General features: G+C 30.1%; 17 protein-coding genes. 7 read left to right on the forward strand and 10 right to left on the reverse strand.

Translation table 11 applies throughout. The annotated features are described in order from the left end of the window. Positions 1-95 precede the first annotated feature (95 nt). The 6 genes from EYW44_RS01985 to EYW44_RS02010 all read right to left on the reverse strand — a co-directional run bounded on the left by EYW44_RS01985 (position 96) and on the right by EYW44_RS02010 (position 5,988). A complete protein-coding gene (locus EYW44_RS01985; protein WP_132721890.1) occupies positions 96-917 on the reverse strand; it encodes a helix-turn-helix domain-containing protein in 822 nt (273 codons plus the stop codon). Between the two features lie 38 nt (positions 918-955). Next, positions 956-2,065 (reverse strand): MBL fold metallo-hydrolase, encoded by a 1,110-nt coding sequence (locus EYW44_RS01990; protein WP_132721892.1) that lies wholly within the window; start codon positions 2,063-2,065, stop codon positions 956-958. 262 nt (positions 2,066-2,327) lie between these two features. Further along, on the reverse strand, positions 2,328-2,747 hold the full coding sequence (locus EYW44_RS01995) for a CBS domain-containing protein (protein WP_132721894.1): 420 nt from the start codon (positions 2,745-2,747) through the stop codon (positions 2,328-2,330). A 19-nt stretch (positions 2,748-2,766) separates the two neighbouring features. Next, on the reverse strand, positions 2,767-3,600 hold the full coding sequence (locus EYW44_RS02000) for a universal stress protein (protein WP_132721896.1): 834 nt from the start codon (positions 3,598-3,600) through the stop codon (positions 2,767-2,769). Between the two features lie 88 nt (positions 3,601-3,688). Further along, positions 3,689-4,744, reverse strand: coding sequence for a response regulator (locus tag EYW44_RS02005; RefSeq protein WP_132721898.1), 1,056 nt, complete (start codon positions 4,742-4,744; stop codon positions 3,689-3,691). Next, positions 4,741-5,988 (reverse strand): PAS domain-containing sensor histidine kinase, encoded by a 1,248-nt coding sequence (locus tag EYW44_RS02010; protein WP_132721900.1) that lies wholly within the window; start codon positions 5,986-5,988, stop codon positions 4,741-4,743. The genes EYW44_RS02005 and EYW44_RS02010 overlap by 4 nt, the downstream gene beginning before the upstream one ends. 107 nt (positions 5,989-6,095) lie before the next feature. On the opposite strand from EYW44_RS02010, the gene EYW44_RS02015 reads away from it, so the two are divergent. The 3 genes from EYW44_RS02015 (at position 6,096) to EYW44_RS22065 (ending at position 7,254) form a co-directional block, all read left to right on the forward strand. Continuing rightward, entirely contained in the window at positions 6,096-6,512 is a 417-nt protein-coding gene (locus EYW44_RS02015) for a hypothetical protein (RefSeq protein ID WP_132721902.1), read from the forward strand. 69 nt (positions 6,513-6,581) lie between these two features. Further along, positions 6,582-6,929 carry a hypothetical protein gene (locus EYW44_RS02020; protein WP_132721904.1) on the forward strand — a complete coding sequence of 116 codons (348 nt, stop codon included), beginning with the start codon at positions 6,582-6,584 and terminating at the stop codon, positions 6,927-6,929. Positions 6,930-7,107: 178 nt separating this feature from the next. Beyond that, entirely contained in the window at positions 7,108-7,254 is a 147-nt protein-coding gene (locus tag EYW44_RS22065; RefSeq protein ID WP_165872138.1) for a hypothetical protein, read from the forward strand. Positions 7,255-7,649: 395 nt separating this feature from the next. Here the strand turns inward: EYW44_RS22065 and fusA are convergent, their stop codons facing one another. Then, positions 7,650-9,713, reverse strand: a complete 2,064-nt coding sequence (gene fusA / locus EYW44_RS02025) for an elongation factor G (RefSeq protein ID WP_132721906.1) — start codon at positions 9,711-9,713, stop codon at positions 7,650-7,652. Between the two features lie 602 nt (positions 9,714-10,315). Here fusA and EYW44_RS02030 point away from each other — a divergent pair. The 4 genes from EYW44_RS02030 to mog all read left to right on the forward strand — a co-directional run bounded on the left by EYW44_RS02030 (position 10,316) and on the right by mog (position 13,292). Further along, complete coding sequence (locus EYW44_RS02030) at positions 10,316-10,948, forward strand: DUF1826 domain-containing protein (RefSeq protein ID WP_132721908.1); 633 nt, start codon at positions 10,316-10,318, stop codon at positions 10,946-10,948. Positions 10,949-10,978: 30 nt separating this feature from the next. Continuing rightward, positions 10,979-11,392, forward strand: a complete 414-nt coding sequence (locus tag EYW44_RS02035; RefSeq protein ID WP_132721910.1) for a phosphoribosyl-AMP cyclohydrolase — start codon at positions 10,979-10,981, stop codon at positions 11,390-11,392. Between the two features lie 16 nt (positions 11,393-11,408). Further along, positions 11,409-12,632, forward strand: coding sequence for a GTP-binding protein (locus tag EYW44_RS02040; protein WP_132721912.1), 1,224 nt, complete (start codon positions 11,409-11,411; stop codon positions 12,630-12,632). 111 nt (positions 12,633-12,743) lie between these two features. Next, positions 12,744-13,292: a molybdopterin adenylyltransferase gene (mog, locus tag EYW44_RS02045; RefSeq protein ID WP_132721914.1), complete on the forward strand. Its 549-nt coding sequence runs from the start codon at positions 12,744-12,746 to the stop codon at positions 13,290-13,292. 12 nt (positions 13,293-13,304) lie between these two features. Here the strand turns inward: mog and EYW44_RS02050 are convergent, their stop codons facing one another. The 3 genes from EYW44_RS02050 to EYW44_RS02060 form a co-directional block, all read right to left on the reverse strand. Beyond that, complete coding sequence (locus tag EYW44_RS02050) at positions 13,305-14,108, reverse strand: alpha/beta hydrolase (protein ID WP_132721916.1); 804 nt, start codon at positions 14,106-14,108, stop codon at positions 13,305-13,307. A 101-nt stretch (positions 14,109-14,209) separates the two neighbouring features. Further along, entirely contained in the window at positions 14,210-15,334 is a 1,125-nt protein-coding gene (locus tag EYW44_RS02055; protein WP_132721918.1) for a zinc-binding dehydrogenase, read from the reverse strand. A 17-nt stretch (positions 15,335-15,351) separates the two neighbouring features. Next, positions 15,352-16,581, reverse strand: coding sequence for an NAD(P)/FAD-dependent oxidoreductase (locus tag EYW44_RS02060; RefSeq protein ID WP_132721920.1), 1,230 nt, complete (start codon positions 16,579-16,581; stop codon positions 15,352-15,354). Between the last annotated feature and the right edge of the window lie 4 nt (positions 16,582-16,585).

Here is a 16,585-nt window from a genome sequence, read left to right on the forward strand (position 1 = left end):
GTAATTAATAACTCTGGTAGTATAAATTTTAAAACCTCTAGTGATAATTCCAAGTAATAATCTATTTTTTACAAAAATCAACATTCTATTTTAATTCACACACAACTTTTGGGATTGATCCGTAATAAGTTTTTAGCTTCTTCTACTAAAAATAAATTAATTTGATCTTTAGTAGTAGTACCAGTTTCTATTTTTATAGTATCGCTCATGTAGCGATGACTAACATTTAATTGTTGAGCCATCCATTCAACAGTTGGTATACCTTCTTCAGCAAACAAATTATTGTCAAAGTAAGTATTTAAAATTTCTTTAAATTTAGTGATAAGAGTTTTGTTAATATCAGCACGATTCAAAAATTGCCTTTTATAAAAACGATCTGCATAGTTTAACAATGTTTCTAATTGAGAAATAATAATTTTTTTACTAAACTCATCCTGATTGTTATGATATTCTATTTGAATGCTTTTAAAAATATCTTTTATTATTTGTTCTTCTTTAGGAGATAGGTGCAGGGCTTCGTTTACATTGTAGTTAAAGAAATTATACTTTTTAATTTCTTCATAAATAGGAAAAGTTCTAATGTAATCTTTGTGAAAAGCAATATGAAAACTCTCAGAACTGTAAGTTATATTATTAAATGATAGAGTTTGATTTGGTGCTGTAAATAATAAAGATCCGTTTGTACAATCATATTTTGTTCTGCCGTATGAAATTTCTCCAGAAATTATATTTTTAAGACTGATAGTATAAAATTGACAATTGGTTTCTATAGGTTCATCTAGTGCATATGCCTCACAATTTGCTTTCTCATTTTCATCAAGTTGATTGTGCATTATACTAAATAGTGGGTTCTCTGGAGCTTGTAAATTAAAATAAGCATGAAAATCACTAATATTATCAAATTTAAAACTTGGCATTATTTACAATTTTAAAAACATTTAAATTTACTGTTTATTTAGTACTTAGACCACCAGTTTGTTTGTTCTAGGGTTTCATCTTCTAAAATTATCGATTTTCCTATTTCAGGAATTATCAAGGCTACATTAAGTTCTTCTGCTTTTTTAACAACTCTCTGTATAGGGTCGGTCCATGAGTGTTGTGCTAATTTGAAGGCGCCCCAGTGTATTGGCATCATTTTTTTTGCCTTTATATCAATGCTAGCTTGAGCTGTTTCTTCAGGAAACATATGAATTTCTGACCATAGCTCGTTGTATTGTCCACATTCCATCATGGCAAAATCAAAAGGACCATGAATGTTTCCTATTTCTTTAAAATGAGGTCCATATCCACTGTCTCCACTAAAGAATATTTTTTCGTTTTCAGATTTTACTATCCAAGAGCACCATAGTGTTTTATCTCTATCACCTAATCCTCTTCCTGAAAAATGTTGAGATGGAGTACTTACAAAAGTTAAGTTTTCAAAAGTCGTTTCTTGCCACCAATCAAGCTCGGTAATTTTATCTTCTTTAACTCCCCAAGTTTTTAAATGATTGCTTAAGCCTAACAGCGTAAAAAACTTATCAACTTTATGCTTTAATTTTTTGATAGACTCGTAGTCTAAATGATCATAATGATCATGAGATATTAAAACAGCATCTATTTTTGATAGTTTTTCAATTTCAATTGGTAATTCTTTACTGAAACGCTTATTTCCTAATAATGGATGAGGTGCAGGAACATCACTAAACATAGGATCTATCAAAATATTTTTTCCTTCTATTTGAAATAAAAAAGCCGAATGACCAAACCAAATAAAACGAGTTTTTGAGCTTTTATAATCTGCGATATTTATAGAGTCTGTTTTCTGAATTTGGATTGCTGATTTAGGTAAAGCATTTGGGATGCTTTTAAACATGCCTCCAATAGCTTTAAAGATATCGCCAGCACTCATTTCTTGTTTAACTCCACCTAAGTTTACAAACTTTCCATCTTTATTGTTTGGAGATTTAGCATATTTTTTTTGTTGTTCTTTAGAAGCACTTCCTCCAAATTGTGGACTTAAGTTTACAAACAAAACTCCGGTAAATACTATAACAGTTACAACTATTCCTATAAATACTAACATTCTTTTTATGATTTTACGTATCGTTTTCATTTTAGTTTTAAACGAGTTTTATTTTCTCGATTATAACATTATGTTTTTTACAGAAAAAATAACTCTTTAATTTATAGGATGCAAAGTTACCTTCAGTAGTAAATTTTAAAATTAAACTTTTTGGTATTAAACTTATACGTTTTGGGAATTATTAGTTTTAATAAGTGTTTATAAATAGTAAAAAGCATCGCAAATAGCGATGCTTTTTGATGGTATGAATTGTAGTAGTTTATCAGTATTTATTGGCAAGTTCTTTAGCTAAGTCAGTGGTGCTAATTATGCCAATTAAAATACCATTGTCAACAACTGGTAATGCATGGAATTTTTTTTCTGATAACATTTGTGCTGCATGTTTTATAGTATTTTTACTATTTACAAAGGTCACATTCTCTGTCATTACTTGTTTTACAGTGAAAATAGGTTGTAGTACCACATCTACTTCTGTTTGATATTTCTGTACAGCTTCAGTACAACTTACTCTCATTAAATCAGTATAACTTAACATTCCAATGATTTTGTTGTTTTCAACCACAGGTAAATGTCTTATTTGATAGCGTTCAAATAATTCTTCAGCTTTGGTTAAATTATCTTCAGGATTTAATGTAAAAACATTGTGAGTCATGATTTCAGACACAAGTTCTCTTTTTTGCATACTATTTTTTTGAAAGTTGTTATATTTTAATTGTTAGTACAGGTAGTGAAGCATGATTTACGACATCTTCAGCAATACTTCCTTCAAAAAAGTGTTCTATCCCATGTTTACCATGTGTAGGCATTACAATTAAATCGTTATTATTAGATCTTGCGTACTCTAAAATACCATCTTCAATATTAAAGTCTGATACTTCTACTGTTTTAGGATGTTTTTCATTTTGGATACTGATTTTATTTAAAAATCGTGTAATTCTCTCTTCTTTTTCCTTAGTAGTTCTAAATTTAGTTCCAGGTGTATTAACATATACCAATTGTAAGTCGCATTCAAAAAGATCTAAAATTTGTTTAGCTTGCTTGTAAGGTTCAATAAAATCATCAGAAAAATCACAAGCAAAAATCGCTTTTTTAAAGGTGTTTGAAATTGGTAAACCTTTTATTACTAATACAGGTATGGTTGAGTTTCTAACAACCACCTCAGTATTTGATCCAACAAATATTTCTCTTATTCCAGAAACACCTTGAGATGACATAATAATAATATCAGCATTTTCTTCAATCGCTATTTTATGAAAGTCTGTAAAACTTTTATAATGATGAATTATAGGAGTTACTTTTATGTTAGAGATGTATGGTTTGTTTAAAAAATCATTGAATTTTTGTTCTGCTATTTTAAACTGAAAAGCTGCTTGTTCTTTAATATACGATTGAGATACAGTCATTACTGCGCTAGATAATTCTAGCATATGTACAACAATAATTTCTGCTTCATGTTTTTTAGCAAAATATGAAGCTGTTCTTAAAGCGTTTTCTGAATTCAAAGAGAAATCTACGGGTACTATTATTTTTTTCATTGTAGAGAGATTTAATATTTACAATGTAAAATTATAGATCGCTCTGAAAGAAAACTATGACATTGGTCATGTTAAACAGTAGGATAGATTACTCTACCATTTTTAAGGCTTTAAGATCTATTATTTTAATATTACGTCCTTCAATTTCTATAATTCCTTGTTTTTTTAATTTAGAAATACTTCGTATTAAAGTTTCTGTAGCAATACCAGCAACACTAGCTAAATCGTGTCTGGCTATTCTAATAATATCATCAGGATTTTTATTCATTCTTTCAGCAAACTTTAATAAAGTATCGGCAGTTTTTTTGTGCACCGAGTTGTATGCCATGTCTAACAACTGCTCTTTTACATCTTTTAAATTATCCGCTAGTAAATCAACCAAAGCCAATACAACTTTATGGTTTTTGTGTAATACTTCTATTAAAGTAGATTTTTTAACACCAACTAATTGAGTTGCTTCAATAGCAATAGCGGTCTCTTGATAAGGTATGTTTTGAAGAAAAGAAGTGTAGCCAAATAAATCATCTTCCTTGTGTAAGGAAGTGGTTAATACTTTTCCTTGTTCATTAAGTTTAGAGCATTTTATAGTTCCTTTAGTAACTAAATAAATGTAATTTGAATTATCTCCTTCTGCGTAAACTTGTGCTTCTTTTTGAAATGAAAAAGAGGTACCATTATCATCAAAAAAGTTTTTTAAATCGTTTAAGTCTCTTAGTTCTTCCTCTTCACTAACAGTTTTTTCAGTTATTTGAAGTCTTTGTTCTTGTAAAATAGACGATTTGGCTAATCTGCTTTCAATAGCACTTATCAGTTCTTCTTCGGTAAAAGGTTTGGTAATATAATCATCTGCACCTAAGTTCATTCCTTTTCTAACATCACTTCGTTCGGTTTTAGCAGAAAGAAAAATGAAAGGAATAAATTGTGTTTTTGGGTTTTTAGATAATGTTTCTAAAACACCGTAGCCATCTACTTCAGGCATCATAATATCACAAATAATAATATCTGGTAATTCATTTATTGCTGCTGTAATACCTAATTTACCATTGGCAGCGGTAATTACATCATAATTATCGGTAAGTTCTAATAATTCAGCTGTATTTTCTCTTAAAGTTACATCGTCTTCAATAAGTAGTATTTTTTTCATATTTCAGCTTTGTTAGGGATGTTAACGGTAAAGGTTGAACCAACATTTTCTTCACTTATAAATGATATAGATCCGCCTAAATTTTCTAAATGACTTTTAACTATGTTTAAACCAATACCAGTACCTTGATTTAATAACACATTTTCGGCTCTAAAATAACGTTGAAAAATGTTTTTTTGATCTTTTTCAGGAATTCCAAAACCTTCATCTTTCACATTAATAATAGTATTTGTTGGAGTTTGAGAAACCGTAATGGTAATGGACGTGCTTTCTGACGAATATTTTACAGCATTACTTAATAAATTGGAAAAAGTAAGGTCTAATATTTTTTGATCTTGTGTTAGTGTAATGTTTTCTAAATTAGATGAACAAGAAACTTGTTGACCAGGTTTAAGAATAAGATTTACACTAGTAATTGCTTCTTTAATTACGTTGTCTAAATCAAAAGTTGTGATGTTATATTTTATTTCACCTTTTTCTAATTTTTCTACAGATAAGAAATCATTTAAAATATTATTTAAATAATGAACCTTATTTTTTATTACAGAAAGATGTTTTTCTCTTCTTTCTTGTTGTTCAGTAAGTTTATATTTTGATAATAACATTGTAGACGTTAAAATTCCACTTAAAGGAGTTTTAAATTCATGAGATACTAACGATAAAAATTTGGTTTTAAGTTCGTTTAATTCTCTTTCTCTTTTTAAAGCGGTTTTAACTTTGTTTTCTGCAGCAATCCTTTTTTGGTTTTCATCATCAAGCTGTTGATTCATCTTTTCAAGTTCATCAACTGTTTTACTTAAGCTTTTGGTACGTTCTATTACTTTGTTTTCTAGCTTGGTATTTAATTCAAGAATTTCAAGTTCTTGGTGTTTTCTCAAAGAAATATCTATTATCAAAGCCATGATGTATTTTTCTCCTTGAATTTCAAAAGGATTTAATCCAGCTTCAATAGGAAAAACGTTTCCGTTTTTATGAGCCGCATATAAATCTCTTCCATGTCCCATTTGTCTTTTTTGTCTAGCTTTTAAAAAAGAACTCACATGTTTGTCATGATCTTTTTTATATTTTTTAGGAATAAGAATATCTAAGTGTTCATCAATCAATTCGTCGGTATTATAACCAAACATTTCTTCAGCAGATGAGTTAATCGCTTTGATTTTTTGAGTGTTATCAACAACAATAACAGCTTCAGATACAGCTTCAAAAAGGGTGTCAAAAATAATCTTACCTTCTTTGTTAATCATAAAATGAATTTTACATAAAGATAAATTTTATTGCGATACTATAACTGATATTTATCATTTATTAAGCCTTAGTTGCTTTGTAATTTTGACTAGAACATATAAGTATGATGGAAACAAATAAGTTAAACATAAAGTTTTATCAAAATATAGCTAAGGTGTTTTATGCAGTAGCCAAAGCTGACCATGTTATTCATGTAAATGAAGTAAAGGTATTAAAAAAAGTAGTAAAAGATAAGTGGTTAATGATAGATGAAACATATGATGTTTTTGGTACTGATACAGCTTATCAAATAGAAATTGTTTTTGATTGGTTACATAGTAAGAATGCTACAGCTGATGATTGTTTTGATGATTTTGTAACGTATTACTATAACTATCCTTATTTTTTTACAAGTCAGGTAAAAAAGTTGATTATAGAAACATGTTCTCTTATAGCAAATGCGTTTAGAGGAACAAATAAATCTGAGTTGTTGATTATAGAAAAATTAGAGACCACACTCGAGAATTTAAATTTCACAAAATGATAATTGTCATAGTTCTTTGTTTATCATTGGTTTAATTTTGAATTGTATTCACCAGAAAACGTTAAAATTATGGAAGCACTAACAAAAATTAAAACAAATTGGAATCACGAAGAGTTAAAAGCTTATACATTGATTTATTGTATGAATGCTGATGTGAAAGTGATTGATAAAGAAGTTGAAACAATACTTAGTTCTGTAAATGAAAGTATTTATGAAAAAATGGTAGAAGAATTTTCGAAAGACAATGATTTTGAGAGTATTCAGAAAATTAGCAACACAGTTAAAGATTTGAATTACACAAAAGATCAAATACAATCACTATTTGATGAGATACGAAAAGTTTTTTATGCCGATAATGAACTTTCAATCATGGAAAGAAATATTGCATTAGGTTTAAAAAGAGTTTTAGGTTTTTAAGAAGGAAAAAATGACAGTTCAATTGTTAATATTCTTTTAAAAAGTAAAATCGTTTTAACGGATGATTAACAGTTGATGGTCACTTTGACATTCAATTACAATTGGTATAAGATTGGTAGTTTATTTAGAAGAAGATTTTATGAATTATTAATTTTTAAAAAACTTAAAAATCTAGATTATGGAAAAAACTAAAGTAAAATTCTTAGGTAAAGAAAATAATAATTTCAAGGTTAAATTTCCTTATTTAAATGTTCCTGTAATACTCAATAAGTATTATTTCAATAAAATGCGTAATAGTGATGAATATGTGTTTACAAATATTTAAAAACACACGTTTGTAATTAATCGATATGTTAAAAATAAGTGAAAATGCAGGCTTTTTATAGGTAAAGATTAAACCTCTTTAAAAAAAAGAAGTCAAAATAATAATAACCAAAACAATACAGTAAATAGGGGATTGTTTACAAAATGCAGGAAGGAGTGAGTTTGTGGTTACAACTCTTCCTGCATTTAAAAAATAAATACAAATTTAAGAATATGAAGTTTGAGTAATCAATAATATCAAAAATACTTTTCTCCAGAGACGTTTGGAGATAGTTTTTCTTTTTCATAGCAATTTTCCAAACCCACTCATTTGAGTGGGTTTGGTTTTTAATGTTACTAAAATTAGTATATAAAAGCAAAAGACTATCTATAAAAATAGATAGCCTTTTTTAATGTCTACATTGATTCTAAAATTCCTTTCGGAACAGGTTTGTAAGAATCCATATGAAGATTTACAGATCCTCTACCGCTTGTAAGCGTTCTAATTGTTGAAATATACCCAAAGGTTTCTTTTAAAGGTATTTCGGCAACAATCTTTTGTTTCTGTTCGCCTTCAATAGATTTTATGATTCCTCTTCTGCGATTAATATCTCCAGTAATTTTACCTAAATATTCATCAGGACAGCTAATATCGGCAATCATTATAGGTTCTAATAATTCAGCTTTTGCTTTTTGAGCAGCAGCTTTAAACCCATGCATTGCAGCGATTTCAAAATCATAACCATGAGAATCTTGTTCATGTGTTCCACCGTCAAAAAGAACAACTTTCATACTTTCAATAGGATATCCTAAAAGAATACCATTTTTCATGGCTTCAATAAATCCTTTTTCTACATTAGAAATGAATTCTCTAGGAATAACTCCACCTTTTATTTTATCAATAAACAAAAGACCTTTTTCATTGTCATCTCTCGGACCAATTTCAAAAGAAATATCAGCATATTGCCCATCTCCACCAGATTGTTTTTTAAAAACTTCTCTATGTGAAACAGTGGCTGTTAATTGCTCTCTATAAGAAACTTTAGGATCACCTTGATTTACTTCAATTCCAAATTGAGCTCTTAAAGCTTCCATACGAACCTCTAAATGTAATTCACCCATTCCTTGTAATAAAGTTTGACCAGTTTGCTGATCAATTTTTACTTTTAAAGAAGGATCTTCACTAGCTATTTTAACCAAAGCATCTACAAATTTCTTCTCATCATTTTTAGATTTAGGTTCAATAGCTAAGCTAATTACAGGTTCTGGAAATTGAATAGCTTCCAAAACAAAAGGTTCATTAAGAGCTGTTAAAGTATCACCAGTAGTAACATCTTTAACACCAATTAAACCACAAATATCTCCAGCAACGGCTGTACTCATTTCGTCCATTTTATCAGCCTGAATTCGTATGATACGACTTACTCTTTCTTTTTTACCAGTTCTAGTGTTTAACAAGAAACTACCAGAAGAAACAGCTCCTGCATATAATCGAACCATGGCTAATTTTCCAACATATTTATCTGTTAATACTTTAAATACAAAGCCTGTACAAATTTCATCCTCTTTTCGTTGTCTTATTTTAGCTTCATCTTCATCAGGATGATAACCAGTAACAGTTTCAATATCTAAAGGAGAAGGTAAATATCTACCTACCGCATTTAACAAAGGTTGTACTCCAATGTTTCTAAAAGCAGAACCACATAGAATGGCAATAGCATTTCTTTGTAAAGTGATATTACGAATAGCCTTATGAATCATGCTTTCTGAAATTTCACGTTCTTCAATATATGCTTCCATAAATTCATCATCATATCCAGCTATTTTTTCTAATAATTCGGCTTTACTTTTCTGAACAATAGTGATATAATCTTCAGGTATAGCTTCATTTCTCCATGTGTTTCCAGAATCAGAAGTATTCCAATACATTGCTTTTTCAGTAATAATATCTATAATACCTTCAAAATCATCTCCACTACCAATAGGTATTTGAATAACTAATGTATCTACACTAAAAGTATCTTCTATTTGCTGAACTGTTTTATCAAAATCAGCACCTATTCTGTCCATTTTATTTATAAATCCAATCTTGGCAACTTCATATTTGTCAGATTGAGTCCATACAGATTCAGATTGAGATTGTACACCAGAAGCTCCACAAAAAACAGCAATGGCTCCGTCTAAAACTCTTAGAGAACGTTCTACTTCAACAGCAAAATCAACGTGACCAGGAGTATCTATAATATTAATGTCATATAAATCTTCATTTAAAGACCATTGTGTAGAAATAGCAGACGAAGAAATAGTAATACCTCTTTTTGATTCTTGCGGATCACTATCGGTAACGGTATTTCCATCATCTACATTTCCTAATTTATGTATAAGTCCGGTGTAATATAATATGCGCTCTGTTACAGTTGTTTTACCAGCATCTACGTGAGCAATAATTCCTATATTTCTTAAATTTAATGTCTTTTTCATCTTTCTAAAATTAATAATTAATAAAAAAAGCCCCCAAAATGGAGGCTTCTATATGAGTTAAACAAAAACAATAGCTACCTCTCCCAAGTATTTAGGATAGAAAAAAATAGTATGTTAAATTGTAGCATCATAAATAATAAATTAATGTTTTTGTTATAAATTGAAATTGTAATTTGCTGAGTAGGTAGTACAAAAAAACCTTTCTAAACGAAAGGTCTTAATTTATTATATATATAGAAATTCTTCGTCTAGACTTGTTTTTCAATACTACCATAGTACACAGCTCTGATAGCTCTGTTTAAGGCAGTTACATTGATGTTTTTTGTAAATAATTTCATTTTAAAATCTATTAACGTCTGCAAAACTACAAAAAAAAGTATGATTTCAAAAAAAATATTTTTGTAAGTGCTTAAATAGTATGCAATTGTAGGTTTTATAAGTCTTTCGGTAATTTAAAATAAAGTATTGAATTGTTATTGCGATTAAATTGCATTTAATAAGGATTGTTTATTTTTGGAGAGATTTAATCTAAGTTATGTATTAGCTAGCAAAGTCATAAATATTAGTATTGATTTTACTTAATAAGTTCTTTTAAGAGTTTTATGAAAACAATAAGTATAACTAAAAATTGGATAGAAGGAGATTGTCCAGAAGTACACAAAAATATTCATGAGAAAAACGTGAATATAACAATATGGAATAGAGCTATACATGAGTTTGAAGAGGAAATTAATACTTTATTAAATGCAGATATTCATCTTAATTTATCTGGAAATAAAGAAATAATATTGAGTAAAATGAAAGAGGTTATTTCTGTAGATAAGTTTCCAATAATTTTTAAAGATATCGAGTATTTATTATCTCTTTTCAAGGAAGTTACTAATGCAAGTAGTTTTAGATTTTTATTAGGAACTGTACAAACTAATATGTGTAGAAAGTTCCATGCAGATGCTAACGATTTAAGATTATTATGCACTTATGAAGGTTTAGGAACTTTATGGCTTACTGATGATAACATTAATAAAGAAGCATTGAAAAATAGGGCAGGAAACGATATGATTGTTGTTGATGAAAGTAAAATAAAAGAAGCAGAAACAGGCTCAGTAATCATTTTAAAAGGGACAAAATATCCAGAAAATAATGAGAATGCAGTAGTTCATAAAAGTCCAATGATTGAACACCATATAGAGAAAAGATTATTATTTCGAATTGATACCAATCAATTCTTAAAATAAAAAGCAGACACAAGTTTAAAGAGAATTAAAATGACATCGGAATTAACAATTGAATTGGAAGAGGGATTAAAGTTAAATCCACAATTTGAAAAACGTGGAGGTTTATTGCCTGTTGCAGTACAAGAAACAAATACAGGTCAAGTATTAATGTTGGCTTCTGTAAATAAAGAAGCTTTATCTAAAACATTAAAAACTAAAATGGCTACATTTTGGAGTACTTCTCGTAATCAATTGTGGACAAAAGGAGAAACTTCTGGTGATTATCTTCAAATAGATAAAATATTGATTGATTGTGATCAAGATGCCTTTGTTTATCAAGTTTCTTTAGTAGGGAACGGAGTATGTCATACCTTCGATGCTGAAGGTAAGCATCGTAAAGCTTGTTTTTATAGAGAGCTTGATTTAGAAGAAAACAGTCTTCAGTTTATAAAGAACATGAAATAACGAATCAATTATTAAAATGATTACAGAAAAAAAACTTCCAGTAACAGTTTTAAGTGGTTTTCTAGGAGCAGGAAAAACAACATTACTCAATCATGTTTTACATAATAAAGAAGGTCTAAAAGTAGCTGTTATTGTGAATGATATGAGTGAGGTTAATGTAGATGCTGAATTAGTGAAGAGCGAAAATACCTTATCACGTACTGAAGAGAAATTAGTAGAAATGAGTAATGGTTGCATTTGTTGTACGTTACGTGAAGATTTAATGGTAGAGGTAGAGCGTTTAGCAAAAGAAGATCGTTTTGAGTATTTGTTAATTGAAAGTACAGGAATTAGTGAACCTGTTCCAGTAGCTCAAACTTTCTCGTTTGTAGATGATAACAACGGAATAGATCTTTCTCGTTTCAGTTATATTGATACTATGGTTACTGTTGTAGATGCGTTCAGCTTTTTTGACGATTTTGGAAGTCCAGAAAGATTAATGGATAGAGAGTTGACCGATATTGAGGAAGATTATAGAACAATAGCCGATTTATTAACTGATCAGGTTGAGTTTGCAAATGTTATTATTTTAAATAAAACAGATTTAGTAACTAAAGAACATTTGAAAACGTTAAAAGGAGCTATTTATAACTTAAATCCATCTGCCAGAATTATTGAATCGGAATACAGTAAGGTAGCTCTTGAAACAATTATAAATACAGGATTATTTGATTTTGATGAAGCGCAGCAAAATGCAGGTTGGATAGATGAACTACAGAAAGGTGAACATACTCCCGAAACGGAAGAATATGGAATTTCATCTTTTGTTTTTAAAGCTAAAAAGCCTTTTGACCCTAGAAGATTTTTAAATTTTGCTCATGAATTTCCAGATACAATTATAAGAAGTAAAGGATTGTTTTGGTTGGCTTCAAGATCAGATCAGGCTTTGGTTTGGGGGCAAGCAGGAGGTTCTTTAAAGGCACATAGTGCAGGAGTTTGGTGGAGTAGTATGCCTGTGAAGCAACGAATTCAATTTTCATCTTACATAGATAATCAAGATATAATTGAAGAGACTTGGGATAGAACTTTTGGCGATAGAAAGATTGAACTTGTGTTTATAGGTCAAGAAATGGATAAAGAAAATATCATAGAGCAACTAAATAGTTGTCTTGCAACAGATGAAGAATTATCAACCTTAGAATGGCGATTCGGTTATGAAGATACTTGGTCAATACCAAGAGCGCGTCCTTTAGAAGATTAACACTTTTAAATATTAAATAAAAAGAAACGGTTTATGAGTAATCTTAAACCGTTTTTGTGTTACTTTGTGTAATAACTTTCAACCTGAAAATTTATCAACAGATCATTTAAAATGAATAACAAATTAGTAGCTCAAATAGGAATTATTACTGTAAGCGATAGGGCAAGTGCAGGGGTTTATGAAGATTTAAGTGGAAAAGCAATTATTGATACGTTAAATGATTATTTAACTTCTGATTGGGAAGCAAATTATAAAGTTATTCCTGATGAACAAAAGGTTATTGAAGAAACAATAATTCGCATGGTTGATGAAGAAAATTGTTGTTTGGTAATAACAACAGGAGGTACTGGTCCTGCAAAAAGAGACGTTACTCCAGAGGCAACCGAAGCTGTATGCGATAGAATGATGCCAGGTTTTGGAGAACTAATGAGAGCTGAATCATTAAAATATGTTCCAACAGCTATTCTTTCGAGGCAAACTGCTGGACTTCGAAATGAAAGTTTAATTGTTAATTTACCAGGAAAACCAAAGTCAATAAGAGAGTGTTTAGATGCAGTTTTTCCTGCAATACCTTATTGTATAGATTTAATGAATGGCCCTTTTTTAGAGTGTAATGAAGAGGTGATAAAACCATTCAGACCAAAAAAGAAAAAAGTATAGTCTTATTGAGTTCTATGACAGCAGTTTATTAAAAAATAATAAACTATGTTTAATATTATGTTCCCAATAAGACCATTCATGTTTTCCTGAAAACTCTTCATAGATATGTGGTATATTTTGATGTAACAATTCTTCATGTAATTTTCGATTGTAAGCGATTAATTCGTCATTTTCACCACAGTCAAATCTGAATGGAGCAATGGAGTTTTTATTCTTTTTAATAATTTCAAAGACAGACGTTTCTTTAGAGGTTGTTTGTTGGTAATGCTCCAAGTCTTCTTCAACAAATAAACTCATTTGTGGCAAATCTGTAATAGAACTAAGTCCAGAAAAACCAGAAAAAATATTGGGATATTTAGCCCCTATTCTTAAAGCGCCATATCCTCCCATAGAAAGACCGCTGATAAAGATTTTAGAATTATCAGTAACTTCTTTTACGCCCTCTTTTACAGCATTAATAACATCTTCTGCGATCCATTTTTCGAAATTTAAATTATTGTGAGACAAATAAGCAGAACCGTCACCCCAAAGTCCATCAGAAGGCATTGCAATAACCATAGGTTGTATTTTTTGCTCAGAAATCATTTGCTCAGCGGTACGATGAACTCCAGCTTTTTGAGACCAAATCCAAGCGCTACCATATACACCATGTAAAAGTATGACAAGAGGAATGTCAGGTGTAAGTTGAACATTAGGTACATAAACACAAATGTCTCCTCTTCCTTTTAGATTAGGAGTTTTTACAGTGGTAAAACGTAAGTTATCAGATTCAAATTCTGGATTAGAAATTTCAATTGTTCTGAATTTAGAGTTCATAAGATAAGATGGTTTACTTTTGATTTAGTAGAAATATCTCCTTGAAATATTTACAGATGAAAAGTTCAAGGAGATGGGGATTATTCAAAGAACACATATTTTTAGTCAAAAACGATGACACCTTTAGCATTGCGTCCAGCAAGCATGTCATCAAAACCTTGCTGAAGATCCTCTAATTTATAAGTACGCGTGATCATTTCTTCAATTAATAAATCACCTTTATCGTACAATGCTTCAAACTTAGGGAAATCAATATCAGGTTTTGCACCGCCGTATAATGGATTTATATATATTTTATCCCATTCAAACAAACGCATGTCTACCATAATCTCTTCTTCAATACCACTAACTTGTACCGCAGTACCTGCATTACGAATCATGGCTAAAGGAGCTACACCCAAAGCAGGAACAGCAGTACACTCAAAAGCATAATCTGCACCCCTACCATTAGTCATTCCTTTTACAATTTCAGCAGCTTTTAACAAACCTTTGTCTTCTCTATCCGCTAAAATAACATCTGTAGCACCAAATTGCTTTGCCATTTCTAGACGCTTTTCATTAATATCTATTGCGATAATTTTTACTGCTCCAGAAATTCTTGCTGCTTGAACTACATTTAAACCAATTCCTCCAGTACCTAGTACGACTACTGAACTTCCCCATTCTAATTTAGCTGTATTGAAAACCGAACCGCACCCAGTCATTACTGCACAACCAATTGTTGAAGCAGCCTCCATAGACATTTTAGTAGAGTTCTTCTTTACGACACCAGAAGATCTTACCAATGCATATTCAGAAAATGTACCTAAATTAAAAGAACGCTCTATAGGCTCGTTTTTCCAAGTAGTTGATTCGAAGGTTGGATGTCCTCCTGAAATTTTACCTGCGTGACTTGCAATTACAGGTGAATTACATTCACAAATATGTTGATTTCCTATTTGAGATTGGAAACTATCATATTTTGGGGTAGCCCAGTTTAAAATAACTTCATCTCCAACGGCTACTTTTGTAACTTTTTCACCAATAGCTTCTACAATTCCTGCTCCTTCGTGTCCCATAACAATAGGCATTCCCCATGTTAATGAATCATAATCAGTATGACATATAGCAGCTGCTTTAATTTTCACCAATATTTCATCGCCTTTAGGTGCATGAATTTCGGTTTCTTCAATTTTGAAAGTTCCATCACCAGGAGCGATTGCTGCTTTACATTTAATAGGGTTCATTTTTGTTTTGTTAGTTTTTAATTTTGTTTAATTACAACAATTGATTTTAAATCAGATTCAGGATTAGCTAATTCAATTTTATCAATTGCTGCTTTTGTTTTTATGTATTTTGTACCTAAAACATATGATTTAGCATTGTTTATGGAGTCTACGGCTAAAAGTTGATTTCCTTTAAAATACCAAATAGAGAATTTTTTATCATTTTCAATTCTAACAACTTTATTGTCATATCCAGTTGCTAAACCTACAATTTGTAGTTTTATATCGTATTGATCTGACCAAAACCAAGGTAAAGTTTTGTATTCTGTATTTATACCACAAATATTTTTCGCGGCTACTTTTGCTTGGTCAACAGCGTTTTGAACTGATTCTAATCGAATAAATCGATTGTAAAAACTATTATAGTGATAAGAGCAATCACCAATAGCATATATGTTTTTTTGAGAAGTTTCAGTTTGGGTATTTACACAAATACCATCCTCAATTTTAAGTCCTATTTGCTTAGCCAATTTAGTATTCACACGAATACCTACGCCTATAATAATGATATCTGCTTCATATGAAGAACTATCATCACATAATACTGTATCGTTGGTAATTTCACATACATTTTTATTGGTATGAATGGCTACATTATTTGTTTTATGTAGCTTATTGAAGAAGTCAGATAAATAAGGAGTTGTTACCCTTGCTAAAATACGTTCTTCACGTTCTAAAACAGTAACATTAGCACCCATTTTTTGTAATGAAGCAGCCGTTTCTAAACCTATATAACCTCCGCCAATCACAACTACTTTTTTTGAAGCACTTGTGTTTAAAGCTTTACGAATTCCATCTACATCTTTTGCATTTCTAATGCTAAAAATGTTTTTGTTATTATTGATACCTTTTATAGGGGGAATGAAAGCACTAGCTCCTGTAGCAAAAACTAATTTGTCATAGTTTTGGGTACTACTATCATCCAGAGAAACAAATTGTTCTTTAGAGTTGATATCTATAACCGAGATACCTAACTTTAAATCAATTCGATCATTTATATAGCTTTCTTTTGGTTTTAAAAGATTGTTCTCAATACTATCTTCTAACTCTAAATATTTCTTTGAAAGTGTAGGTCTATGATATGGGATGTTAGGATCTTTATCAAATAGAATAATTTTTCCTTTCCATCCTTCTTTTCGAAGTGAAAAAGCTACGTTAACTCCTGCATGGCTAGCGCCAATAATTACACAAGTTTTATCGTTTGACATACCA

It is taken from the genome of Tenacibaculum sp. M341, assembly GCF_004337695.1.
Taxonomy (GTDB): Bacteria; Bacteroidota; Bacteroidia; order Flavobacteriales; family Flavobacteriaceae; genus Polaribacter.

Excerpts from the sequence above, each read along its gene's own strand:
- EYW44_RS01985 (WP_132721890.1), bottom strand. The coding sequence starts at position 917 with ATGCCAAGTTTTAAATTTGATAATATTAGTGATTTTCATGCTTATTTT.
- EYW44_RS01990 (WP_132721892.1), bottom strand. The coding sequence starts at position 2,065 with ATGTTAGTATTTATAGGAATAGTTGTAACTGTTATAGTATTTACCGGA.
- EYW44_RS01995 (WP_132721894.1), bottom strand. The coding sequence starts at position 2,747 with ATGCAAAAAAGAGAACTTGTGTCTGAAATCATGACTCACAATGTTTTT.
- EYW44_RS02000 (WP_132721896.1), bottom strand. The coding sequence starts at position 3,600 with ATGAAAAAAATAATAGTACCCGTAGATTTCTCTTTGAATTCAGAAAAC.
- EYW44_RS02005 (WP_132721898.1), bottom strand. The coding sequence starts at position 4,744 with ATGAAAAAAATACTACTTATTGAAGACGATGTAACTTTAAGAGAAAAT.
- EYW44_RS02010 (WP_132721900.1), bottom strand. The coding sequence starts at position 5,988 with ATGATTAACAAAGAAGGTAAGATTATTTTTGACACCCTTTTTGAAGCT.
- EYW44_RS02015 (WP_132721902.1), top strand. The coding sequence starts at position 6,096 with ATGGAAACAAATAAGTTAAACATAAAGTTTTATCAAAATATAGCTAAG.
- EYW44_RS02020 (WP_132721904.1), top strand. The coding sequence starts at position 6,582 with ATGGAAGCACTAACAAAAATTAAAACAAATTGGAATCACGAAGAGTTA.
- EYW44_RS22065 (WP_165872138.1), top strand. The coding sequence starts at position 7,108 with ATGGAAAAAACTAAAGTAAAATTCTTAGGTAAAGAAAATAATAATTTC.
- fusA (WP_132721906.1), bottom strand. The coding sequence starts at position 9,713 with ATGAAAAAGACATTAAATTTAAGAAATATAGGAATTATTGCTCACGTA.
- EYW44_RS02030 (WP_132721908.1), top strand. The coding sequence starts at position 10,316 with ATGAAAACAATAAGTATAACTAAAAATTGGATAGAAGGAGATTGTCCA.
- EYW44_RS02035 (WP_132721910.1), top strand. The coding sequence starts at position 10,979 with ATGACATCGGAATTAACAATTGAATTGGAAGAGGGATTAAAGTTAAAT.
- EYW44_RS02040 (WP_132721912.1), top strand. The coding sequence starts at position 11,409 with ATGATTACAGAAAAAAAACTTCCAGTAACAGTTTTAAGTGGTTTTCTA.
- mog (WP_132721914.1), top strand. The coding sequence starts at position 12,744 with ATGAATAACAAATTAGTAGCTCAAATAGGAATTATTACTGTAAGCGAT.
- EYW44_RS02050 (WP_132721916.1), bottom strand. The coding sequence starts at position 14,108 with ATGAACTCTAAATTCAGAACAATTGAAATTTCTAATCCAGAATTTGAA.
- EYW44_RS02055 (WP_132721918.1), bottom strand. The coding sequence starts at position 15,334 with ATGAACCCTATTAAATGTAAAGCAGCAATCGCTCCTGGTGATGGAACT.
- EYW44_RS02060 (WP_132721920.1), bottom strand. The coding sequence starts at position 16,581 with ATGTCAAACGATAAAACTTGTGTAATTATTGGCGCTAGCCATGCAGGA.